We start from the raw sequence: 23,279 nt of genomic DNA, 5'->3' as shown, positions 1-23,279 counted from the left end.
CTGCGTGATGAGAAGGAGCATACATGAGTATGTGACTGAACAGCACAAAGGCAGTCAACGCAGTATCAGTGAAAAAGACACAGGACACGGCACCAAGATTTGCCTGGCGGCTAGAGCGCGGTGGTCCCACCTGACCCCATGCCGAACTCAGAAGTGAAACGCCGTAGCGCCGATGGTAGTGTGGGGTCTCCCCATGCGAGAGTAGGGAACTGCCAGGCATCCAATTACGACCGGAATAATGGTCATGACTTTTACCGTGACGGGTAAAAGGTGAAATACCTGAGTTCAGACAGTTTCTGAGTTCAGTACAGAATCGGTGGAGCGGTAGTTCAGTTGGTTAGAATACCTGCCTGTCACGCAGGGGGTCGCGGGTTCGAGCCCCGTCCGTTCCGCCACTTTATACAGTGCATATCCGATTGATATGCCATAAGAAGACCGCACATTTCGATGTGCGGTTTTTTTTTGCTCCTGTTTCCCCCTGCGACAGAGATTTTTAACACCATTCACTGCTGATTTGACAGCCCGGGCCCCGGTTATTTATATACACAAGACAATTGTTTGTCGAAATCTGCGCTGAGTATGCCAGCCGTAAGTTCAAAGCTAAGTCAAAAAAATCCCCCCGTACAAACGGAGGGACTTGCAGCCAACAGGTAAATTGCTAAACCTACATAATCAGGAACCAGACTGAGCCGGAGACTGAGTTTGCTTAGCTTCTTTAATTTTCTGTCGGGGATAAAAACGGCCTTCTTTTAGCGAGATTTCTATCTCTTCCAGTGAACGGCCTTTGGTTTCCGGCACGACGAAATAGATAAACAGGAAGCCTAGTAAGTTCAGTAAGGCATAGAACCACATAGCCCCGCCAATCCCTAAGATATTAACCAGTGACAGAGCAGTTGCAGTCAGCAGCAGGTTTGAACCCCATAACATGGCTGCATGCAGACTGGTCGCTTTTTCTCTGATACCGGTAGGGTAAACCTCCGAACCAATCAACCAGCCAATGACCTGGATACCCCCGGAATTAAACACCATAAAAGCAAACAGGCAACTGACCACTAACCAGCCATGGCTGCCACCGTGGCTGTCCAGAATAAATACCGTGCCCAGCAGTATCAGACTGATAATTGCTCCGGGCATCATCCAGAGTGTTAATTTACGGCGCCCAATATGGTCAACCAGCAACTTACCCACAACAGTCAGCACCAGATAGATAACCGCGACACCCAGCGCAGAGTGCAGGGCAGCTGCGCGGCTGAATCCTGCATCAGTCAGAAACGTCGGGGTATAGTAGATCATCATCTCTATGCCGGAGAGCTGAGTAAAGGCCGCGACACCTAAGCCTGCAAATAGCGCAGGGCGTAGCCAGGGTTGTTTCAGATCCTTCCATCCCATCGTAGATTTTCGTTCTGTTTTATCGTGCACTTTTTGAATATTTCTAAGTTCATGCCGAACTTCACGATCCGTCTCTCGTACCATATTTAAAGCGATACGTGCTTCACGGGTTCGTTTTTGCCCAACCAGCCAGCGTGGGCTTTCCGGGAGTGGCAGCATACCAAACATCAGAATAAGCGCTGGAATAGCTGCAACGGAAAACATCACCCGCCAGCTCCAGATATCCTGCAGGAATGCACCGACCAGTCCTGCAGTAAGAATTCCGACACCAATGGAAATATTAAAAAAGGTCACCAGCCGGCCACGTTTATGTGAAGGCGCCAGCTCTGCAATATATACCGGAACTATTTGTGAAGCGCCGCCGACGGCAAATCCGAGCACAATTCTAGCCAAAGCCAGTGCTGTGGCCGAATCTGACCAGCCTGAGGCCAGAACACCAATAGCAAAGATCGCTGCGACAGTCATGACTGTATAGCGACGACCAATAGTTGCAGAGAGTTTTCCGCAAACCAGCGCGCCCATCACTGCACCAACCAGAATGGCGCTGGTGACCAGTTCCTGAGCCTGGCCGGATAGTGAAAAATCGTGGCTGATTTGTAACAACGCACCGGAAATAATCCCGGTATCATACCCGTAAAGAAAACCCGCAATAGCGGCAATTCCGGTAGCAGTTAACAGAAAGGCATCTGCGCTGAGAAAATAAGTTGTACTGTTCTCTTCGGTCCCGGCTATATCTGAGACTTCCGGTGGTCTGTCAGGTGAGGAGTGTTTGAGCTGTGGATCAGTCATAATTACCTTTTATAGTTAATGAGCGGAGTGTATTTTCCTTGCGATAAGTAATTTGGGAATCATCGGTTATCTGTCCGATAATGTGGTCTGAAAGCAGGAGTAGTGCGAAAGTTACGTACTACTCATACTTAAAAGATATAAGCAGATAAAAAAACATCTATATAAGCTATAACAGCTGAGGTGCGTGGTGTCATGTTATTTGTGACTCATATCACAAAAACTGCCGATATTTAGACGATAAATCTCCGGATCGCTGAACTCATAATATATATATCTGAAATATTTCCCGTATATCACAACATTAGTGAGGGTAGAACTTCTGCCAGGATAGATGATTTTTGCGGTAAATATTTTCTGTCAGGATATCTGAAGAGTCGTACTAGCAGGAAAGAGAAGGAGAGGGTATTCCAGAGTAAAAGTGAGACGGCAGACAAAGGAAGTATCCGGGGATAAACCCGCGGAAATGAGTTGTGATATCAGTTAAATCGCTGTGGTCCTGCCGGAAGCAGGGTGCTGCAAGAGCTGGCACCAAACCTCCGGAGGTATTGATATAGCGAGAATATTATCCGTTGATACCTTTTGGCCGGTCTCCCAGAATAGTGGCCCTGTGCATCACACGGCGCTGTGGACGATAATCATCACAGGCATAGTGTTGTGTAATGCGGTTATCCCACATGACCAGATCATATTGCTGCCAGTGCCAGCGCACACAGAATTCTGGCTGGGTGCTCTGAGCAAACAATAAATCGAGCAGAGCACGGCTTTCATTATCATTCAGTTCAACAATTTTACGAGTGAAACCGGCTGAGACAAATAACCCTTTTTCACCCGTCTCCGGATGTACTCTGACCACCGGGTGAATCACTGGTGGATTGTTGAGCCTGGCTTTATCAAACCGCTCTGATGCCTCAGGAGTACTGGCAAAACGGCTGACGGGAAAGGATAAAGTAATATCATGTTCCGCATGCAGCGGTTCAAGCAGAGCTTGTAACGGGGCCGACAGAGCGTTCCAGGCGGCGCTGCAACTTGCCCATAATGTATCCCCGCCAAACTCTGGCACCTGACGGGCACTCAACAGTGAAGCCATCGGTGGTGTCTGAATAAAGGTGACATCTGTATGCCAGAGGGCATTATCACGTAAATCATTGAGCTCAGTATCCAGAACCATGACCTCAGGATTTTCCGGTGACGACGGGTAAATCGGGTGTATATGGAGATCACCAAAATGGTTGGCCAGACGTGCCTGCTGTGCCGGAGTTACCGGCTGATTGCGGAAGAAAATAACCTGATGTTCCCGCAGTAATTGTCTGATTAATGCAACTTCTTCTGCCCGAAGATCCTGGCATAAATCTATACCACTGATCTCTGCGCCCAGCGCACTGGCAATCCGTTTAACTTTGGGCATCATGCAAACTCCAGCTGACAAAATGTTTTTGAACCTGGCGTAGGCCAAACTCGATAATTAATGCAATAAACGCAATGATAATGATCCCGGCAACCACCACCTCAGTGGAGAGAAACTGGGCCGCTGATTCCACCATAAATCCAAGCCCCTGATTTGCGGCTATCAGTTCTGCGGCAACCAGAGTAGACCAGCCGACACCCAAAGCAATTCTCAATCCGGTGATAATGTCCGGTAAAATAGCAGGCAGGATAACCAGTCTTACAACCTGCCCGTATCCTGCTCCCAGACACCTGACGACCTGAATCCGGTTGCGATCGACACGTCTCACCGCTTCTGATGTTGCAATCACCAGTGGGGCAAAAATCGCCAGGTAAATCAGCAGAACTTTCGAGACTTCACCAATACCAAACCAGATAACAATTAGCGGCAAATAGGCCAGTGGTGGGATAGGGCGATAAAAATCAATAAACGGGTCAACTACCGCTTTGGCAATTTTGTTTAGCCCCATCAGTATTCCCAAAGGCAATGCTGTAATCAGGGCAAAAAATAGTGCGGCCAGCACCCGGTACAGACTGGCTTCAATATGCTGCCCCAACGTCACATCCAGGTATCCCTGTTGCCAGAGGGTAGAAAATGCTTTCAGTAATTCCGGAATCGTAGGGAAAAATAACGGATTAAGCCATCCTGCATAGGGAGCGATAGCCCAAAGCAGAATAACTATTGCAATACTGAACAATGAAATTAATGTCGGATGCTCACTCAGGCGAAATGTTGCCTTTGGGGCTCCACTGATCGTTCGGGGGGCTAACTGATCGATAGCTTTATTAGTCATCACTCTCCTCCAATAACAGATCCAATATCTGCTGACGTTGTTGAGAGAATGAGTGTTCAGCCTTAAGCGTTCTGACACTTTCTCCGTCATGGAACCGGCGGGAAAATTCGGGATTAAAACGGGCAATTACACCGAGTGGCGGGCCTTTAAGTACCAGCAGATTACTGGCGAGTAACAGACCTTCATCGACGCTGTGAGTAATTAATAAAATGCCGACTCCGGTCTCTTTCCAGATTCGCAGTAATAACTGCTGCATCTTTTCGCGGGTTAATGCATCCAGAGCGCCGAACGGTTCGTCGAGCAAAATAAATCGTGGTTTGATTGCCAGTACCCGGGCAAGGCCGAGCCGCTGGCGTTGACCTCCGGATAACTCACTGACTGAATGGCTGGCATAATCCGCCAGCCCGACCAACTGCAGGTAGTGTAGTGCCTGTTGGTGTCTTGCCTGTTTGTTAACGCCATTAATCCGTAATCCGATAGCGACATTATCGATGGCATTTAGCCAGGGCATCAGAGCATGATCCTGAAATACCACCGCACGTTCTGCTGAGGGAGATGTCAGTTGCTGATGATCAAGGCTGACAACTCCAGAGTCAGGAGCTTTGAAGCCGGCGAGGATATTCAGTATTGTCGATTTACCACAACCGGAAGATCCCAGTAATACATTGATTTCTCCCTGTTCCAGGCTCAAAGAGAAGTCCTGAATAATCGGGCGAACCGAACGGCCTTTGGTATAAGACAGACTGATATTATTTGCAGTTAACCGGCTCATAGCTTTCCCCTGTTAATGTGCTGCGGGAATGTACTGACTGCTGACATACGGACTGTAGTCAGGAAGTACTGAAGGAATTCGTTTTTGCTGAAACAGAAATTCTGCTGTAGCTTTCGTCGCTTTCGCAATTCCACCGCCGAGATATTCAGGCCCTGCCTGTTCACTGGTGTCAGGGTATTTGTTTCCGGCGATCAATGCCGGAACATCGGCAGGATTAACCCCGACCAGCCGTGCAGTTGCGGCAGCATTTGCTGATGTCGCACTCCATTTTTCCGGGTGCTGACGATAATCATTGATACTGTCGAGGGTAACGGCAGCAAATTTTTTCAGTATCTCCGGATGTTTATCGGCAAAGTCCTTACGCGCTACCCAGACTTCAAACGTCGGCTCTCCCCATTTTCCAACCTGTGCTGCATCAGTCAGGACTGTACCTGATTTTTCAATTTCACTGAGTGCCGGAGCCCAAACGAAAGCACCATCTATGTCACCCCTTTTCCAGGCTGCTGCAATTTCTAAGGGCTGCAGATTGACGATTTTTACTTGTTTATCTGAGATGCCCCAGTGTTTCAGTGCACCCAGCAGGCTAAAGTGTGAGGTTGACACAAAAGGGGTAGCAATGGTTTTACCTTTCAGGTCCGCAGGGCTTTTAATTCCGCTGCCGTTTCGTACCACCAGTGATTCTGAAGACTGGATTTGATCCACCACCAGAAAAGCAACAATTGGAACTTTACGTGATACTGCTGCCGCAAAAGGGCTGGAACCTAAATCACCAATCTGAATGGCACCGGAAACCAGTGCTGAAACCACTCCCGGACCACTGTCAAAACGGCGCCAGTCCAGCTTCTGGCCGATTTCTTTATCATAAGTGCCAGCCGCTTGTGGGACTTTCGAAGGGTCAACCCCTGTCTGATAGCCAACCACAATATTTTCGGCCTGTGCAGATAAGGATAAAGCTAAGGCACTGAGTGCCAGGACAATCTTTCCGGTTTTTTTCATGGTGTTCTCCCCTTTAAAGATTTGATGCTAATTCGGAAAAACCACACGGAGAAATAACAAAACAGAAGATGTTAGTGATAATTGATATAACTACTTTCGATTAATTTATAGAAAGCTTATGTGTTTATTGAATAAGGCGGTAGGTGATTTATTTGTAGCGGTTTTTTCCTTTTTACAGCGCAGTTTAGGAAGGTGTGCGAAAGCTGTCAGATAACAGAACAGATTAATTATTGCTGTTTATGCAAAAATATTATGACAATTATGTCATTTCTCTGAAAGGCAAGGGTTGCAATACTTACCCCATAATTTCTACAGGAGAAAATACAATGACTGTTCCACTGTTTGGTTTAGGCACCTTCCGTCTGAAGGATGAAGTAGTCAAAGCATCTGTTACTCAGGCACTGGCTCTGGGATATCGGGCGGTTGATACGGCGCAGATCTATGATAATGAGGCTGCGGTGGGTGAGGCTATTCGCGACAGTGGTGTGGCCCGCCAGGATATTTACCTGACAACTAAAATCTGGGTGGAAAACCTGTCTGCAGACAAACTTATTCCCAGCCTGAAAGCCAGTCTGGAAAAACTACAGACCAGTTATGCTGATTTGGTACTGGTTCACTGGCCGTCACCTGGTCAGGCTGTCTCTGTCGCAGAAACAATGCAGGCGTTGGTTGAGGCTAAGGCTCTGGGGCTGACTCGGGAAATCGGTATTTCTAACTTTACCATTGATCTTATGCAGCAGGCGGTGGATGCCGTTGGCGCTGAGAATATTGCCACTAATCAGATAGAACTGTCACCGTTTCTGCAAAACCAGAAAGTTGTCGATTATGCGAGAACGTTGGGCATCCACATAACGTCTTACATGACGCTGGCTTATGGTGAAGCTCTGAAGTCAGAAGTGATTGGCCGGATTGCTGAAAAACATAATGCGACTCCGGCTCAGGTCATTCTTGCCTGGGCAATGGGGCTGGGATACTCAGTGATCCCGTCTTCAACAAAAGCGGAAAACCTGCAAAGCAATCTGCAGGCCGTCTCACTTCAGCTGGATGCTGATGATTATGCGGCGATTGCAGCTCTGGAGTCTGCTAACCGTCTGGTAAGCCCTGAGGGACTGGCTCCGGACTGGGATTAAACCTGCCGGGCAGACAGTTCGCTGCTAATGAAATCGATAAAAGCGCGGATCCGGCTGCTGACTGCGTTATCACTGTAAAATACAGCACTCACCGGCATTCCTACTGGCTGAGTGCTGTCTGCCAGCAGGACGACCAGTTCTCCACGGGCAATCTCATCATCCACCATAAAGTCTGACAAACAGGCGATTCCATTGTGCTGCAGGCACAACTGCTTAATAACTTCACCACTATTCGAACTCATGGCGGCAGTTACAGGCAACAGTTCCCCGTCAGCCACGTGAAGTGGCCATAAATTGAGTGAGGCTGGCTCAGTAAACCCCAGACAACGATGCTGGCTCAATTCTGCGGCAGTTTCTGGTGTACCCCACTCTGCAAGGTAGGCCGGAGTGGCAACAATACGCCGGTAACTGGTTAGCAGAGGCTTTGCTCTCAGTGTCGAATCACTTAAGGTACCCGCCCGGATAGCAATATCTACTTTACGTTCAATCAGATTTATAAAAGTTTCAGAAGAGATCAGCGACAGATTAATCTGCGGATAGCGACGATGAAATTTGGCGATAAGTGGGTTTAGCAGATAGAGCAAAACCGGCGTGGCTGCATCAATACTCAAATTACCCACCGGGATCTGTTGGCTTTCCAGTAATTCACTTTCGGCAGAAGCCATTTCCTGCAAGATAGCCTGGGCGCGACGAAAGTAACGTTCTCCCTCACGGGTCAGACTTAACTGGCGCGTCGTCCGGTTCAGCAGACTGATATTAAATTTATTTTCCAGCTTCTTAATTGAGCGACTGACGGCCGAATTGGCCATATCAAGTTGTTCTGCTGCACGACTAAAGCTGCCGCTTTCTACAACCGCGACAAAAATGGCCATTTCTTCTGAGGAGGCTTTCATTATTGCTCCGGTAGCAAAATTCAATTGAGATTATAGGTATTTTTGTCATTTAAACATAGCGGGATACTTCGCGTCATCTTAATAACAGAAGTTCCGGAGATAAAAATGCCTTTAGCACTACTCGCACTGACTATCAGTGCATTTGCCATAGGGACAACCGAGTTTGTAATTGTCGGTCTGATTCCCGCCATTGCTGATCAACTGTCGATTGGAATACCACTCGCAGGATTGCTGGTATCTATCTATGCTGTCGGGGTCGCTGTCGGAGCTCCGTTACTGACAGCACTGACGGGAAAAATGCCACGTAAACTGCTGCTCGTTGGCCTGATGGGATTATTCACTGTAGGTAACCTGGTGGCATGGCTGGCGCCGGATTATGAAACTCTGGTGATTGCCCGCTTATTGACGGGGCTTGCACACGGTGTTTTCTTCTCAGTAGGCAGCACCATTGCAACCAGTCTGGTCCCGAAAGAGAAAGCGGCTTCAGCAATAGCCCTGATGTTCGGGGGGCTGACAGTCGCTTTGGTCACCGGTGTGCCACTGGGAACATTTATCGGCCAGCATTTTGGCTGGCGTGAAACTTTCCTGGCGGTTTCTTTTATCGGCCTGATTGCTTTGCTGGCCAGTCTGCTGCTGGTTCCGTCTGATATCCCTCAGCGTGCAGCGGTTAGTGTAAAGCAGCAACTCAGTGTTCTGACCCATCCACGCTTGTTACTGATTTATGCCATTACCGCGTTAGGATATGGCGGGGTGTTTACTGCATTTACTTTTCTTGCGCCAATGATGCAGGAACTGGCAGGGTTTTCACCATCAGCGGTCAGTTTGATTCTGCTCGGCTACGGTATTTCAGTGGCAATTGGCAACCTGTGGGGAGGCCGGTTGGCGGATAAAAATGGCCCGGTCCCGGCACTGACTATTATTTTTACCGGCCTTGTCGTGCTATTGCTGGTATTCCAGGTGACAGCTTCACTACAGTATCCGGCACTGATTACGGTATTACTGATGGGGATTTTTGCTTTTGCTAATGTACCTGGCTTGCAGGTCTATGTGGTGCAAAAAGCGGAAGAAATTACCCCCGGGGCGGTGGATGTGGCTTCAGGACTGAATATTGCCGCTTTTAATATTGGAATTGCTCTGGGATCTCTGGTTGGTGGTCAGATTGTCACGCATTACGGACTGTCAGAAACTCCGTGGGTTGGTGCAGTCATTGTACTGGTAGCTCTGGTGATGGTGATTGCCGGAGGGCGGGCAGATAAACGGCACCAGACAGCGATCAGCAGTTAGGGGCTGGCAGGGCAAAAGGCTGGCCATGACCAGCCTTTATGGATTTAAAGTGTGGCGGCACACTGGAATTGACGGTTGCTGATTGAAACCCGGGCATAAAATCCCTATAACTGAGTTATGGGAAAAAAAACGGGTTTTGATAAGAGCAGGCGCTAACGTGCAGAAAAAGACTTATGCCATGAGATATGTCGCAGGACAGCCTGTGGAACGAACTTTTCCTCCGGCAGCTCTGTTACATGTCGGGAAGGCATTGCCTGCCGGTACACCACTGACCACCGAAGCGCGGTTAAAGGTATTGGTGTGGAATATTTTCAAACAGCAGCGTGCAGAGTGGCAATCGGTCCTGCAGAATTTCGGTAAAAATTCACACCTGGTGCTGTTGCAGGAAGCGCAAACTACACCGGAACTGATTCAGTTCGCCACCACTCACTATCTGGCTGCCGATCAGGTCCCGGCACTGGTACTGCCTCAACATCCTTCAGGTGTGATGACTCTTGCGTCTGCTCATGCCGTGTATTGTTGTCCGTTACGCGAACGTGAACCCTTACTGCGCCTGGCAAAATCCGCATTAGTTACTGCTTATCCGTTAGCTGGCGGAAAGATGCTGATGGTGGTTAACATTCATGCGGTTAATTTTAGTCTGGGGATTGATGTTTATCGCAAACAACTGGCAGTGATTGGCGATCAGATAGAGCATCATAATGGCCCGGTATTGATGGCCGGAGATTTTAATGCATGGAGTCGGCAACGTATCCACGTGCTCTATGAGTTTATGCGCCAGTTGGGGCTACGTGAGGTTATGTTTGCCCATGATTTGCGTCGTACAGCCTTTGGCCGGCCACTGGATTTTATTTTCTACCGAAATATGGATGTGAAGCATGCTGCTGTTCTAGAAACATCAGCTTCTGATCATAATCCTTTGCAGGCTGAATTTGCTTTCTGATCAGTGTCAAAGGCTTGCTTATCAATAAAAAAAGGGCTGACAATTGTCAGCCCTTTTTTGGCAGCAAAACTAACTGTTATTCACAAACAACGTCAGTTTATCGCCAGGTCGTAATGAACGCTCATCCGACAACAGTGCATTCCAGCGTAAAACATCTTTGATGTTTACGCCGTGCCGTACAGCGATGCTGGAAAGAGAATCACCCTTGCGAACATTGTAGGTGATACTGTTTCCATTATCTGCCAGCTGGCTCACTCTGGTATTACCAGAACCAAGCTTCAGTGTCTGTCCAGGTTTTAGCGCTGCCGTTCTCAGATTATTCAGTGATTTCAGGGAACGAACACTGATACCTGTTTTAGCGGCTACTGCAGAAAGTGTATCTCCGCGACGAACTCTGTAACTGCGTGGCTGCGGTATATTGTCATTACTGGCCATCAGTTCAGGCTGAATCGCCTGGATATCTGTTGAAGCCAGAGACATTTTCAACTGCTCAACATGGGACTTCGGTACCATAATGTACTGTGGTCCGTGGGGAGCAGTGGTCCCTTTTTTATACCCGGCATTAAAACTCTTCAGTCGTGAAACCGAAATGCCTGCCATTTCAGCCGCCTGGGTCAGCTTAATCTGCTGCCCAACGTCAACCCGTGCCAGAGCACGGCTGTCGTTCGGTGCCGGCAAACGGACACCATAACGTCTGTTGTTCTTCAGTATCTCACTCAATGCCAGCATTTTCGGGATGTAAACCGTCGTTTCTTTTGGCAGTGATAAGTGCCAGAAGTCGGTTGGTTTTCCACGCGCCTTATTTTCTTTGATGGCTTTTAGCACTGTACCCTCACCACTGTTATAAGCAGCAATTGTCAGTAACCAATCACCGTCAAACATCTTATTCAGGCGTTGCAGCATATCCAGAGCAACCCGCGTTGATGCAACAACATCTCTGCGACCGTCATACCACTGGTTTTGTTTCAGTCCATAATTCCGACCCGTGCTAGCCACAATCTGCCAGATGCCTGCGGCATTAGCGGCTGAGGTTGCATGCGGATCAAAAGCGCTCTCCACTATGGGTAGCAGTACCAGTTCCATCGGCATTTTACGTTGCTGTATTTGCCCGACTATCCAGTACATGTACGGTTCTGCCCGTAATGTTACATCGTGGAGATAGCTCTTATTTCTCAGATACTTATTTTTTTGTTCACGGATCCGGCTGTTATCCGGAATCCCCATCTTCAACTCGTCACTAATGGTAACCCAGAGATTGCTGTCTTGTGCGATATTAGTTCCATCATCCTGCCATCGCGGCGACAACATTCGCTCCCCGTATTTCCCATTTTCTCCCTGACCAGCCGAAGACAGACTCTGTGCATGCTGGACCGGTACATCAGCATCTTTCCCTGACGCCTGACATGCCACCAGCAAGACCGAGGCGAATAATATCGCTTTAGCCTTCATGTATGTGTCATCGTTGATAGTAGATTAAAAGACGAGCAATCATACGTGACGCAACGGCACAACACAATGAAAAATGTTAATAGTTGTCTTTCTTACGGCGCAGGGCAGCAAAAACTTGCGATGCTGCCGGTAAATTTACATCAGGCAGTATATTTCTTTGTAAATCAGTGTTGTGGGTGTTAAGGAAAACGTTAATTTCCCGTTCGGTTGCCAGGGTTGAAGGCAGTGTAATGCGATGATTATCGCGTAACTGCTTAATTTTATGGTGATAAGCGAGAATTGTCTGATTTTCCGGCCATACTGCGGCGGCAAAGGCCATATTTGATAAAGTATATTCATGTGCGCAGCATATGAGTGTGTCTGCGGGTAGGTTGTTAAGTTTTTGAAATGAGTCATACATTTGCTCAGGAGTGCCTTCAAAAAGCCTTCCGCAGCCACCAGAAAACATAGTATCACCACAGAAAAGATAAGGTTCACTGTAGTAAGATACGTGTCCTGAAGTGTGCCCGGGGGTAGCAGTTACACTGAACTCATGTTCAAGAATTGTGATGGTACTCCCACCGTGGACCAGTTGTCTGGCTCCCTTATTTTGGGTTTCCTGTGGGCCATAGACCACCAGTTCCGGCCATTTTCTGACCAGCTCAGCAACTCCATCTACGTGATCGCTGTGGTGATGAGTCAGCAAGATAGCGACAGGTTGCCACTGATTTGCTGCTATAGTATCTGTCACTGGCTGAGCTTCTCCCGGGTCAACGATAATACACTGTCCCCGGGTATTGCTGAGTACCCAGATGTAGTTATCGCGAAGCGCGGGGATACTGGTAAGATTCAAACGGGGAAGACTCATACTCGCCTCTCATAATTCTGAATGTTTTAATGATGGTAAAACATGAAGCCTGCGAAAACACGCCAAATTCTGACAGCCCCTGAGCGCTGGGAAGATATGCCCTGGGGCAACTATTTCCATGACGCGTTGAATTATCACCTGCAACCTTACCTGAATAAGCTGTACGGCACACATTTGCTTAAAATAGGTCAGTTAAGCAGCGCTATTGATACCCGTAGTTGTGCTATCAGCCATCAGGTAGACGTCAGTCCGTCGTGTGTCGCTGGTGGTGTGGCCGGGGAATATGGTCGGTTGCCATTTCTGAGTAAATCTGTGGATGCCTGTTTACTGGCTCATACTCTGAGTTGGAGCCAGGATCCACATCAGGTGCTACGGGAAGCTGACCGGGTACTGATTGATGACGGCTGGATTATCCTGAGTGGCTTTAATCCTTATAGCCTGCTGGGTATCGGTAAAATCGTGCCGGGCCTGCACCGACATTCTCCCTGGAATGGCCGGATGTTCAGTCAGGGGCGTCTGGTTGACTGGCTGGGGCTGCTTAATTATGAAATTATCTGCCGCAGCCGTTTTCAGGTCGTGCCCTGGAAGCAACAGGGCGGTAAATTAATCAGCGCCCATCTGCCGGCACTGGGCTGTATTAATATCTTAGTGGCCAGAAAACGAACCTGGCCATTGACGCCAACCCGGAATAAATTATCCGCCAGCAGGCCAAGGATCAGATCAACTGTCAATGTTACGCGACAGCTATCTGAGGCCAATGATCATGATAAAACGGAATAGCCAGTATCTTCGAGGTCAGCTTTTCCGGCAGCCTGACGCGCCAGTTCATCGCAGCGTTCATTTTCAGGGTGCCCGGCATGGCCTTTGACCCATTGCCAGTCAATGGTATGTCCCTGTAATGCCTGATCCAGCCGTTGCCACAGATCTACATTTTTAACCGGTTTTTTATCTGCGGTTTTCCAGCCACGTTTTTTCCAGTTAAATATCCACTGAGTAATGCCCTGGCGGACATACTGACTGTCGGTGCTGATAGTGACATCACAGGCTTCTTTCAGAGCTTCCAGCGCGACAATCGCTGCCATTAGCTCCATCCGGTTATTGGTGGTCAGTCGGTACCCCTGACTAAATTCTTTTTCGTGTTGTCCGTAGCGTAAAATTGCACCATAACCGCCTGGCCCGGGATTGCCCAGACAAGAACCGTCGGTGAAAATTTCTACCTGTTTGCACATCTCTGGTAGACTTCCTGTTGTGAAAAATCCAAGTCTGACATAAACGGCCCCTATGAGCACAGTAAAAAACCGCCAAATCGTTCTCGATACAGAAACCACCGGTATGAATATGATCGGTGTACATTATGAAGGTCACCGCATCATCGAGATTGGTGCGGTCGAAGTGATCAATCGTCGTCTGACCGGGAATAACTTTCATGTGTATCTGAAACCCGACCGGCTGGTGGATCCGGAAGCGTTCGGAGTTCACGGGATATCAGATGAGTTCTTGCTGGATAAACCGGTGTTTTCCCAGGTGGCCGATGAGTTCATGGATTATATTCGTGGGGCTGAACTGGTCATCCATAATGCTTCGTTTGATATCGGTTTTATGGACTATGAGTTCGGAAAACTGAATCGCGGACTGGAAAAAACAGAAACTTTCTGTCAGATAACCGATAGCCTGTTGATGGCACGTAAGATGTTCCCCGGTAAGCGTAACAGTCTTGATGCACTTTGTTCACGATTTGATATCGATAATACCAAGCGTACTCTGCACGGCGCATTGCTCGATGCCGAAATTCTTGCTGATGTTTATCTGGCTATGACCGGCGGGCAAACGACACTGACGTTTGCCTCTGACACCGATGCCTCTCAAAGCTCTGAACAGGGCATTTCCCATCGTGAAGTTCAGGCGAGTGGGGGATTGCGTGTGATTCGTGCGGACGATGATGAAATTGCTGCCCATGAATCACGACTGGATCTGGTTTTGAAAAAAGGAGGCAGTTGTCTGTGGCGTGTTTAATGCATCACTACAGAGAATAGCCGAAAGACTAAAAAAGCGGCAAACACATTGATTGCTGAAGAAAAACCATTGACGGGTTGAGTGAAGGCCATTAATATTCGCCTCGTTCCCGACGGGGAATGAAGCGGAGCGGTAGTTCAGTTGGTTAGAATACCTGCCTGTCACGCAGGGGGTCGCGGGTTCGAGTCCCGTCCGTTCCGCCACTATTCAGGGCCATGTCAGCAATGACGTGGCCCTTTTTCGTTTCTGCTTTTGACGGCAGGAATCTGGTTCACCGCCTGTTGATATCGCTATTTGTTTTTGCTTTTTCTGTATTCTTCCAGAAGATTTTTCTCACCGCTGTCATCTCCCTGCGCATTCAGACTGTTATAAAACGCAGTTTTGAAGGCATAGTGACTGGCGAGGCATGCGGTTAAATCATTATTATAGGCAGGGCTGTTTTTGGTGTTCATCAAGCCTGCGGCCTCACAGTCGTGGAGGATACTCATTTCCCAGGCTTTCTTTCCTGCGCTGAGATTTTCCAGAATCTCTTTTTTATTCTCTGCGTCTTTTAACCCATTAGCCAGTTGAGTCCATGCCTGACTATTCTGTTTTTTCTGTTTATCCAGAACAGATTGCAGACAGATTCCAGCCCCTTGCGTTCCGAAACAGGAATGAATGGCTGACTGAACAGAGATGCTGTTATCAGCACCCGGAGGTTTGTTTGCCAAAGCGAAAGGTGAAATAGCTAACATGATAAAAAAAACAATCTTTTTCACTCTGTCGCCCTCTTTTTAGATAAGAAATTCGATGGTGGCCATTTTCATATTTAAGTATTGCCGGTGTTGATGGAAAAAGCTTAATCCATCTGAAACAGCTGGTTGCCCGCAATTCTGAAATAAAGCAGTATGCAGATACTAACTACGACGGTAGCTGGTCTGCAATGTTTGGCCAGTGATAACCAGGTGTTATTTCAGCTGACAGGATATCGGAATCCAGCCAGCGGAGCCGGAGACCAGCCTGTGGTCCCGGCCGCTGAGTAATTTAGTCTGGCAGCGCTGTTTTTACCGCGGCATCATAGCGGAGTATTCTTAACCCGTTAGCCACGACTAACAGACTGGCACCGACATCAGCAAAAACTGCCATCCACAAAGTTCCTTTTCCGGCAATAGTCAGAATCAGAAATACCAGCTTGATAACCAGCGCCAGAGTGATGTTCTGAACCAGAATTTGCCCAGTTTTGCGTGATAGTCTGACAAACATGGCAATTTTACGTAAATCATCATCCATCAGGGCCACATCTGCAGTTTCGATGGCAGTGTCCGTCCCTGCAATCCCCATAGCAAAACCGATATCCGCTCTGGCCAGTGCCGGGGTATCGTTAATTCCGTCACCTGCCATCCCGGTCACACCCTGACGGCTAAACTCTTCGATTGCCTGTAATTTATTTTCCGGCAATTGCTGTGCTCTGGCCTGATCTATTCCTACCTGGCGGGCAATCTCTTCCACTGCAAACCGATTATCACCGGACAATAACAGGGTTTTTACGCCCAACTGATGCAGTTCATCAATGGCCTGTTTGCTGGTCTGTTTAACGGTATCTGCCAGTGCAAATATCGCCAGTAATCCGCGTTTACTGCCGAGTAATACCAGGGTTTTCCCCTGACTCTCCAGTGACCTAAACTGGTCTTCACTGTCGGTCATCGTAATACCCTGTGATTCCAGCAAACGACGATTTCCCAGCCAGTAATCTTCTCCCCCGATCTGGCCTGTGATGCCCTGTCCGGTGACTGAGGTAAATCCGTTAATATTCAGCGTCTGGCCAGTTGTATGAAAGCGGGTGATGGCCTCAGACATCGGATGATCAGAATAACCTGACAGGCTGGCGGCTATGGTTAATTGCTGATCCCTGTCTGCATCACCGGGGGTGATAACGTCAGTGACCTCAGGCTTGCCTTGCGTCAGAGTGCCGGTTTTATCCAGCGCCAGCCATTGCAGTTTTTTTCCCTGCTCCAGGTAAACGCCGCCTTTAATCAGTATCCCCATGCGGGCGGCCGCAGTCAGACTGCTGACCAGAGTGACAGGGGTAGAAATCACCAGCGCACAAGGGCAGGCAATTACCAGCATCACCAGTGCATTGTAAATCCATAATGACCAGGATTGTGCCAGTAGCAGAGGTGGCAGCAGGGCGATCGCCAGAGCCAGTACAAAAACTACCGGGGTATAAATCCGCGCAAACTGATCAACAAACCGTTGGGTAGGTGCTTTACTGGCCCGCGCTGACTCCACCGATCGGATGATTTTTGCCAGAGTGGTATCCTGAGCTTTGGAAGTCACCTGATAATCGAAACTTCCTGACTGATTCAGCGTACCGGCAAATACACTGTCATTGAGATTCTTTTCTACCGGCAGACTTTCTCCGGTGATGGCTGACTGATTGACTGTCGAACTTCCGTTAACCACTACCCCATCCAGGCCAATTTTTTCACCTGGTTTCACCCGGACAATGGCGGAAACAGGCACATCTTTGGGCTGCATTTGTTGCCAGCTGCCATCAGGCTGACAAACTGTCATCCATTCGGGCGCCAGTTTCAGCAGAGTATCAATGGCATTTCTGGCACGATCTAATGCCCTGGCCTCAATCAATTCGGCAATATTAAACAACACCATAACCATGGCGGCCTCTGGCCACTGCTGCAATAGTAGTGCGCCGGTCACCGCAACACTCATCAGTGCATTAATGTTCAGATTGAAATTTTTAACCGCAATCCAGCCTTTTTTGTAAGTCTTCAGCCCCGCCAGCAGTACTGCTGCCAGAGCACATAGCGCCTGAAATAGCGGCGGTAACTGCCACCAGTGCAGAAGTTCGGCGGCAAATGCCAACACTCCGGCTATTATCAACGGCAGATAGTTTAAACGCGGCTGAATGACCGGAGAGCTTTCTGTGGAGGAAGAGGGCAGTTCTGGCTCGAATCCCAGAGAACGAATGGCCTGCATAATTTCGTCCAGTTTTTCCTGGTGATGAGTCACGGTCAGTATTCTCTGAATTAAATCGAACTGCAGACTGACAACCCCCGGCATTCCGGAGAGCTTTTTAGTGATCAGGTTTTCTTCAACCGGACAATCCATTTGCATAATACGGATTGCCGTTACGCTGCCGTCACGGGTGCTTTTACCTGCAGGAATACCGGTAAATTGCGGTTGTGTGTCATTGCAACAACCACAGGAATCTTGCTCATCAGCGGCGGAAGGCAATGTTATCGCGGTTACTGCTTTAATTTTCCCTACGGATTGAGGTGATCCATCAGGCTGAAGTACGAGGTTATTTTTTTTATAGATGTTCATTATTTCTCCCGGTAGGTGTACCCTGGTGTTTATAGTAAAAACCCTGTAGTCGCTGTAGGGTCAAGGCGCAAAGGAGAGAAAATGAAAATAGGCGAACTGGCGCGTTTATCGTTATGTAGTGTCGGTACTATCCGCTACTACGAGAAAGAGGGGCTGTTGCAGGAGGCTCTGCGTGATCAGAATAATAATTACCGTTATTACGATCAGCAGCATCTGGATACTCTGATGTTTATTCGTCGCTGCCGTGCCCTGGATATGGCACAGGATGAAATCAAACAGTTATTACAGGCCCGTAGTCAACCGGAGGCCGATTGTACGGTGATAAATCAACTAATCGATGAGCATCTTAGCCATGTTCAATCCAGGATTAGCGAACTACTGGCACTGGAAAAACAACTCTCGGATTTACGCGACTCTTGCCATGACAGCCTGCCAACCCGTGATTGCGGTATCCTCAAAGAGCTGGAACACCCCCAGGCTGATTTACCGATTTTGACCAGTAAACATATCAGCAGTACCCATTAGGCGGAAGGAGGGTGAGCTACCCTGCAAACCGCACAAAAAACCGGCATAAATACATTGTGTTCCTGTCAGTAAGCCCGGATAATCGCTATATATTTTCTTACATATCGAAAGGGGCTGAAGAGTATGTCCAGGGTTATTTGTTCACTATTAGTTGCTCTGTCTGTCAGTATGCCTGCACTGGCATCAGATAATATTCGTGTGACTTATGCCGGTTCGATGGGCAAAGTTATGGATCAGTCTCTGGGGCCGGCATTTGCCAGTCAACAGCACGGAACCTATCAGGGCCAGGGGCAAGGTGCTTACGGAATGGCGCGGTTACTGGCCAGCCATAAAGTTACTGCCGATGTTTTTGTCTCTATCACTCCCGGGCCGATGCAGATCCTGAAAGATGCCGGTTTAATCGATAATGCAGTGCCAGTTGCCAGTACCAGCATGGTGATTGCCTACAACCCCAAAAGTAAATATGCCGCCGAATTTGCCGCAGCCAATAGCCGAAATGATGGCAGCTGGCTGAAAGTACTGGCGACGCCAGGACTGCAATTTGGCCGCACCGATCCTTACCTCGATCCTAAAGGGCAGAACATAGTATTCACACTGCTGCTGGCAGAGAAATATTATAAACAACCTGGTATCGCCAATAAGATTCTGGGTGGGGTACAAAACCCGCGCCAGGTTAACCTGGAAGGTGGGTTGCTGACGCGGCTGGAAGGCGGACAGGTGGATGCAGCTGCAGGCTACGAAAGTGAGGTAATCTCTGCAAAACTGCCTTACCTGAAATTCCCTGATGAAATAAACCTCAGCAATCCGGACATGGAAAAGCAGTGGTACGACACAGTCAGCTTTACCATTAAAGACAGCAAAGGCCAGGATAAAGTACTGCATACCCAACCACTGGTTTATTATGCAGCTGTGTTGAAAAATGCGCCAAACGGTGTCGCTCAGGGCGAGAAATTCGTCGACTTTATGCGCTCATCGCAGGGACAGAAGTTATTCCACGAAAGTGGTTATGCTGAACCTAAAGGTAAGGCGTTATACTGATTAGCATGCCTCCGCGACTGCCCCTGTTAGCTTTACTGGCCATGCCTGCACTTTTGTTGCTGGCATTGCCGTTTGCCACCTTACTGGGAATTACTCCGTGGGATAATTTTAGCCTGTCATACGGAGACGGTGGCTCGGTACTGGTGTCAGTCGGCTATGGGCTGGTATCACTGCTGCTGATTGTGTTAACTGGTTTACCGGTCGCCTGGTGGCTGGCAAGTTCAGCACGGGAAGGTAGCCTGCGGCGGCTGGTAGAGTTGCTGGTACTGTTACCTTTAATGACACCACCACTGGCGATGGGGATACTGCTTATCTCGGCGCTGGGACCTTACAGTCTGCCGGGGCAGTGGTTATCCTCAGTTGGCCTGACACTGGTTAACAATCCGGGGGCATTTATTCTGGCGCAAATCTATGGTGGTTTACCCTATTTTATTGTGACTGCCCGTTCAGCATTTGCTGCAGTTCCCCGCAGTTTGCTGGAAGCAGGACAAACTCTGGGGGCCAGACCATTACAGAGGTTTCGTTACCTGGTTCTGCCCTTATCTGCTTCGGGGCTGGCATCGGCGGTCGCTCTGGCATGGGTACGTGCAGTAGGTGAGTTTGGCATTGTGATGATTTTTGCCTATTTCCCGCAAGGTATGCCGGTCAAGTTATATACCAATCTGCAAAACGACGGTGTGGATGCCGTTTACACTCTGGTCTGGATACTGTTACTGGTGACCCTGCCGGTACCTTTGTTCTGTTTTATGCATGCGAGGAAGCGTGAACGAGCCGCTCTGTTAAAGTGACGCATCTGCAGAAGCTGGCCTCAGATTGTCAGCCGGCGGCCCTTTGAGTGTGTTCTGCAACATAACCCCGAAAGCCTGTATCCTGAAATTTTAGGAGTAGTGGGGCATAATCTATCGGGCTTAGCTTCCGGACAGTTTCACAATCCTTTCAGAAATGTCTTTCCCGGCGAACATAAATCCTGCCCGTTCTCACTTGTTTCATGCAACTGACTTGCTTTGCACTATTTGATAGTTGTGCAAATACCTCCGCAGATACAAACTGTTGCCGGTATCCTTCCGGTCGGACGGAGTTCATCAGTGTGCAATGGAGAACAAAGAGATGGCAGCAAAAAGACTGGTTATTGTCCATGGGTTTATGGCAGCACCGGAACATCACTGGTTCCCATGGCTGCAACAACAGGCCGAACAATCAGGTCTGAATGTCACCGTTCCAAAGCTTCCCGATTCTCAGGCTCCTCAGCCTGAAGCCTGGCTGGATGCCCTGACAGAAAGCATCGGTGAACCCGATGAAAATTGCTGGCTGGTGGGACACAGCCTCGGATGTATTACCTTGCTCAATTATCTGACGCAGCGTTTTCCGGAAGCCGTTGCTGGTGGGCTGTTATTGGTATCCGGATTCAGTGAACCCATACCCGGACTGGAAATGTTAGACAGTTTTACCCGGGAACCTGTGAATGCGGGCTCAGTAATTGCAAGGATCTCACAGCGGGTGGTTATCGGTTCACTGAATGATGAGATAGTCCCGCCGGAATATTCTTTACGGTTAAGCCAGCAACTTTCAGCACCTTTTTATGCTTTACCTGATCAGGGCCATTTCCTGGCCCGCGACGGGGTAACCGAGCTTCCGTTAATTACCTCGTTATTCAGCCCGTTCTGGCAGAAATAGCCACCAAGGCTGCGGCGTTATTGCAGCTGTAATTCATCATCGGGTTGCCGGCAGCCTTAACAATAAGCTGCCGGTTTCTGTATCTGATAAAAGGGGATCCAACCGCAATACCGGTGTCTGACCGTAATGTCAGGAAACGGTTTCGCCTTTGAACAGGCGATAATCCATATTCGATAAGTCTTCGATCAGGCCAGGGCCACGCGGTTTCCAGTCTAATTGCTGTTGAGTCCATGTCCCTGAAGCCGGCATATCCTTATCTGCAAACATGCTCATCCAGCCAAAGAATGCCTGTAGTTCATCACCACTGATAAATACCCGGGGTAAATTCAGCCCCTGACTCAGTGCCTGAGTAATCAAATCACTGGTCACTCCTTCTTCCGCTACCGCGTTATAACGTTGCCCTTTTTGTCCGCTCTTCAGAACCAGTGCATACAGGCGGGCGGCATCACTGACATGAACTGCCGGCCAGCGGTTGCTGCCATTATTCGCACAGGCAACTTTGCCCTGTTGAATACAGATGGCGGCATACGGAGAAAGCAGGCCTTGCCTGGTGGTATCGTGGACCTGCGGTAAACGAACCACACGCACATCAACTCCCCGGGCCAGTAATTTGGTACCTTCCAGTTCTGACACGATACGTGGGTTAGGATGGTCAGAGTTAAACACCGATTCCCGGGCAGGAAGCCCGTCTCCGGCATCGCCGGTTCCGGTGCCCGAAGTAATGATCAGTGGCCGGTCGGTGCCTTGTAAGCCAGCACCCAACGCTTTGATGGCTTCACGTTCTTTTTCACAGTTCTCTGCAAATTTTTCGAAGTTATGATCAAAGGCACAATGAATCACGGCATCAGCCAGAGAAGCCCCTGCGGTAAGTGTCTCAGGATGTTCTAAACTTCCCTTGTGCGCCAGAGCGCCACGTTGGTGTAGGTACTGTTCCGCTGCCTCTGTTCTGGCCAGCCCGATAACCTGATGTCCCGCTTCGGTGAGTTCACCAATAATCCGGGAGCCAATAAAACCGGTTGCACCAGTTAAGAATACTCGCATAGTCTGTTTCTCCGGGTCACATGTTCTGAAACTCAGTGTATCCGCGTCGTCACAGGATAAAAGTAGTGAGATTATCAGGGTATAAAAACTAACAGGAACACTATGACAACTGATCACGCGGACAACGCTTTAGGTGAATTTTTACGCAGTCGTCGGTTACGGCTCGATCCTGATCATTTTGGCTTTGCTGCCGGTCGCCGGCGCACTCCGGGGCTGCGTCGTGAAGAGGTTGCCTCGCTGGCAAATATCAGCCCTACCTGGTATACCTGGCTGGAACAGGGGCGGGGAGGCTCTCCGTCCAGAGAAGTCCTGGAGCGGATTGCCGGCGGTCTGATGATGAGTGAAGCCGAGCGGGAACATCTGTTTTTACTGGCGTTCGGCCATCCACCCTCAGCACTGTCTGCCGGACCGGAGAAAGTGACCCCTCGCCTTCAGGGGGTACTTGATGCACTGATCTACAGCCCGGCGATAGTCAGAACCCGTAGCTGGGAAGTCGTGGCCTGGAACCGTGCGGCGACGAAAGTTATGACGGATTACAGTGTGTTGCCACCAGAGCAGCGCAATGTGTTACGGAGAATTTTCACTGATCCGCAGATGCGTGAAATTCAGGCTGACTGGCAGAGTCTGGCCCATTTTATGGTCAGCGCATTTCGGGCGGATATCGCCCGGGCCGGAATAACCGAAGAAGTACAACAACTGGTGGCAGAATTATCGGTAGTCAGTCCCGAATTTGAGGCATTCTGGCGCAGCAATGATGTGGCTCACTCCGGGGAAGGCCGAAAGCGTATGTATCACCCGTTGTTGGGAGAGATAGAGCTGGAGTTTACCTCATTGCTGGTGGATGGGCAGCCGGAACTCAGCATGATGATTTTTAATCCGGCGACCGCAGAAACCTGGCAAAAAATCCGCCAGTGTCTGGAGTAACCCCTCAGTCA

Annotated in this window: 22 protein-coding genes, 2 tRNA genes and 1 rRNA gene; 13 read left to right on the top strand and 12 right to left on the bottom strand. The window is 49.0% G+C overall.

The annotated features are described in order from the left end of the window. Positions 1-102 precede the first annotated feature (102 nt). A 5S ribosomal RNA gene (rrf, locus tag A7K98_RS15505) occupies positions 103-218 on the top strand. 100 nt (positions 219-318) lie between these two features. After that, positions 319-395: transfer RNA gene (locus tag A7K98_RS15500), tRNA-Asp, on the top strand. Positions 396-672: 277 nt separating this feature from the next. Here the strand turns inward: A7K98_RS15500 and A7K98_RS15495 are convergent. From A7K98_RS15495 to tauA, 5 genes are all read right to left on the bottom strand, one after another. Further along, positions 673-2,178 carry a sugar porter family MFS transporter gene (locus A7K98_RS15495; protein ID WP_087489374.1) on the bottom strand — a complete coding sequence of 502 codons (1,506 nt, stop codon included), beginning with the start codon at positions 2,176-2,178 and terminating at the stop codon, positions 673-675. 562 nt (positions 2,179-2,740) lie between these two features. Then, complete coding sequence (gene tauD, locus A7K98_RS15490) at positions 2,741-3,586, bottom strand: taurine dioxygenase (RefSeq protein WP_087489373.1); 846 nt, start codon at positions 3,584-3,586, stop codon at positions 2,741-2,743. Next, positions 3,570-4,415: an ABC transporter permease subunit gene (locus A7K98_RS15485; RefSeq protein ID WP_087489372.1), complete on the bottom strand. Its 846-nt coding sequence runs from the start codon at positions 4,413-4,415 to the stop codon at positions 3,570-3,572. The genes tauD and A7K98_RS15485 overlap by 17 nt, the downstream gene beginning before the upstream one ends. After that, positions 4,408-5,187, bottom strand: coding sequence for a taurine ABC transporter ATP-binding protein (locus A7K98_RS15480; RefSeq protein ID WP_087489371.1), 780 nt, complete (start codon positions 5,185-5,187; stop codon positions 4,408-4,410). The genes A7K98_RS15485 and A7K98_RS15480 overlap by 8 nt, the downstream gene beginning before the upstream one ends. 12 nt (positions 5,188-5,199) lie before the next feature. Continuing rightward, positions 5,200-6,183, bottom strand: coding sequence for a taurine ABC transporter substrate-binding protein (gene tauA, locus A7K98_RS15475; RefSeq protein WP_087489370.1), 984 nt, complete (start codon positions 6,181-6,183; stop codon positions 5,200-5,202). Between the two features lie 326 nt (positions 6,184-6,509). On the opposite strand from tauA, the gene dkgB reads away from it, so the two are divergent. Then, a complete protein-coding gene (gene dkgB / locus A7K98_RS15470; protein WP_087489369.1) occupies positions 6,510-7,313 on the top strand; it encodes a 2,5-didehydrogluconate reductase DkgB in 804 nt (267 codons plus the stop codon). Here the strand turns inward: dkgB and yafC are convergent. Then, positions 7,310-8,206, bottom strand: a complete 897-nt coding sequence (gene yafC, locus A7K98_RS15465; RefSeq protein WP_087489368.1) for a DNA-binding transcriptional regulator YafC — start codon at positions 8,204-8,206, stop codon at positions 7,310-7,312. The two genes, dkgB and yafC, sit on opposite strands and share 4 nt — an antisense overlap. A 105-nt stretch (positions 8,207-8,311) precedes the next feature. Between yafC and A7K98_RS15460 the strand changes: the two genes are divergently transcribed. Both A7K98_RS15460 and A7K98_RS15455 read left to right on the top strand, forming a co-directional pair. Then, positions 8,312-9,490: an MFS transporter gene (locus A7K98_RS15460; protein WP_087489367.1), complete on the top strand. Its 1,179-nt coding sequence runs from the start codon at positions 8,312-8,314 to the stop codon at positions 9,488-9,490. Between the two features lie 157 nt (positions 9,491-9,647). Further along, entirely contained in the window at positions 9,648-10,433 is a 786-nt protein-coding gene (locus A7K98_RS15455; RefSeq protein WP_087489366.1) for an endonuclease/exonuclease/phosphatase family protein, read from the top strand. A gap of 69 nt (positions 10,434-10,502) precedes the next feature. Here A7K98_RS15455 and mltD read toward each other — a convergent pair whose 3' ends face one another. Next, positions 10,503-11,882 carry a murein transglycosylase D gene (gene mltD, locus A7K98_RS15450; RefSeq protein WP_087489365.1) on the bottom strand — a complete coding sequence of 460 codons (1,380 nt, stop codon included), beginning with the start codon at positions 11,880-11,882 and terminating at the stop codon, positions 10,503-10,505. A 76-nt stretch (positions 11,883-11,958) separates the two neighbouring features. Next, positions 11,959-12,714 carry a hydroxyacylglutathione hydrolase gene (gene gloB / locus A7K98_RS15445; RefSeq protein WP_087490540.1) on the bottom strand — a complete coding sequence of 252 codons (756 nt, stop codon included), beginning with the start codon at positions 12,712-12,714 and terminating at the stop codon, positions 11,959-11,961. A 57-nt stretch (positions 12,715-12,771) separates the two neighbouring features. On the opposite strand from gloB, the gene A7K98_RS15440 reads away from it, so the two are divergent. Continuing rightward, the gene (locus tag A7K98_RS15440; protein ID WP_087489364.1) at positions 12,772-13,509 is read left to right on the top strand and encodes a methyltransferase domain-containing protein; all 738 of its coding nucleotides are present in this window, start codon (positions 12,772-12,774) and stop codon (positions 13,507-13,509) included. Here the strand turns inward: A7K98_RS15440 and rnhA are convergent. Next, positions 13,491-14,057, bottom strand: a complete 567-nt coding sequence (gene rnhA, locus A7K98_RS15435) for a ribonuclease HI (RefSeq protein WP_169715418.1) — start codon at positions 14,055-14,057, stop codon at positions 13,491-13,493. The genes A7K98_RS15440 and rnhA overlap by 19 nt on opposite strands. Here rnhA and dnaQ point away from each other — a divergent pair. Together dnaQ and A7K98_RS15425 are read left to right on the top strand one after the other, a co-directional pair. After that, positions 14,011-14,742 carry a DNA polymerase III subunit epsilon gene (gene dnaQ, locus A7K98_RS15430; RefSeq protein ID WP_087489362.1) on the top strand — a complete coding sequence of 244 codons (732 nt, stop codon included), beginning with the start codon at positions 14,011-14,013 and terminating at the stop codon, positions 14,740-14,742. The genes rnhA and dnaQ overlap by 47 nt on opposite strands. A gap of 126 nt (positions 14,743-14,868) precedes the next feature. After that, positions 14,869-14,945: transfer RNA gene (locus A7K98_RS15425), tRNA-Asp, on the top strand. 87 nt (positions 14,946-15,032) lie between these two features. Here A7K98_RS15425 and A7K98_RS15420 read toward each other — a convergent pair. Continuing rightward, positions 15,033-15,500: a hypothetical protein gene (locus A7K98_RS15420; protein ID WP_087489361.1), complete on the bottom strand. Its 468-nt coding sequence runs from the start codon at positions 15,498-15,500 to the stop codon at positions 15,033-15,035. Positions 15,501-15,765: 265 nt separating this feature from the next. Further along, the gene (locus A7K98_RS15415; protein ID WP_087489360.1) at positions 15,766-18,066 is read right to left on the bottom strand and encodes a heavy metal translocating P-type ATPase; all 2,301 of its coding nucleotides are present in this window, start codon (positions 18,064-18,066) and stop codon (positions 15,766-15,768) included. An 81-nt stretch (positions 18,067-18,147) separates the two neighbouring features. Between A7K98_RS15415 and cadR the strand changes: the two genes are divergently transcribed. The 4 genes from cadR to A7K98_RS15395 all read left to right on the top strand — a co-directional run bounded on the left by cadR (position 18,148) and on the right by A7K98_RS15395 (position 21,303). Further along, positions 18,148-18,591 carry a Cd(II)/Pb(II)-responsive transcriptional regulator gene (gene cadR / locus A7K98_RS15410; RefSeq protein ID WP_087489359.1) on the top strand — a complete coding sequence of 148 codons (444 nt, stop codon included), beginning with the start codon at positions 18,148-18,150 and terminating at the stop codon, positions 18,589-18,591. A gap of 123 nt (positions 18,592-18,714) precedes the next feature. After that, positions 18,715-19,629, top strand: a complete 915-nt coding sequence (locus tag A7K98_RS15405) for an extracellular solute-binding protein (RefSeq protein ID WP_087489358.1) — start codon at positions 18,715-18,717, stop codon at positions 19,627-19,629. 5 nt (positions 19,630-19,634) lie between these two features. Further along, positions 19,635-20,417 (top strand): molybdate ABC transporter permease subunit, encoded by a 783-nt coding sequence (locus A7K98_RS15400; protein WP_087489357.1) that lies wholly within the window; start codon positions 19,635-19,637, stop codon positions 20,415-20,417. A 319-nt stretch (positions 20,418-20,736) separates the two neighbouring features. Further along, positions 20,737-21,303: an RBBP9/YdeN family alpha/beta hydrolase gene (locus A7K98_RS15395; RefSeq protein ID WP_157665982.1), complete on the top strand. Its 567-nt coding sequence runs from the start codon at positions 20,737-20,739 to the stop codon at positions 21,301-21,303. A gap of 129 nt (positions 21,304-21,432) precedes the next feature. Here A7K98_RS15395 and A7K98_RS15390 read toward each other — a convergent pair whose 3' ends face one another. After that, entirely contained in the window at positions 21,433-22,344 is a 912-nt protein-coding gene (locus tag A7K98_RS15390) for an SDR family oxidoreductase (protein WP_087489355.1), read from the bottom strand. A 102-nt stretch (positions 22,345-22,446) separates the two neighbouring features. On the opposite strand from A7K98_RS15390, the gene A7K98_RS15385 reads away from it, so the two are divergent. Further along, positions 22,447-23,268 carry a helix-turn-helix transcriptional regulator gene (locus tag A7K98_RS15385; RefSeq protein WP_087489354.1) on the top strand — a complete coding sequence of 274 codons (822 nt, stop codon included), beginning with the start codon at positions 22,447-22,449 and terminating at the stop codon, positions 23,266-23,268. Positions 23,269-23,279 lie beyond the last annotated feature (11 nt).

The organism is Tatumella citrea (genome assembly GCF_002163585.1).
GTDB classification, from domain to species: Bacteria; Pseudomonadota; Gammaproteobacteria; order Enterobacterales; family Enterobacteriaceae; genus Tatumella; species Tatumella citrea.
The sequence above is the reverse complement of the archived record's forward strand: the minus strand, read 5'-3'. Positions and strand labels throughout refer to the sequence as shown.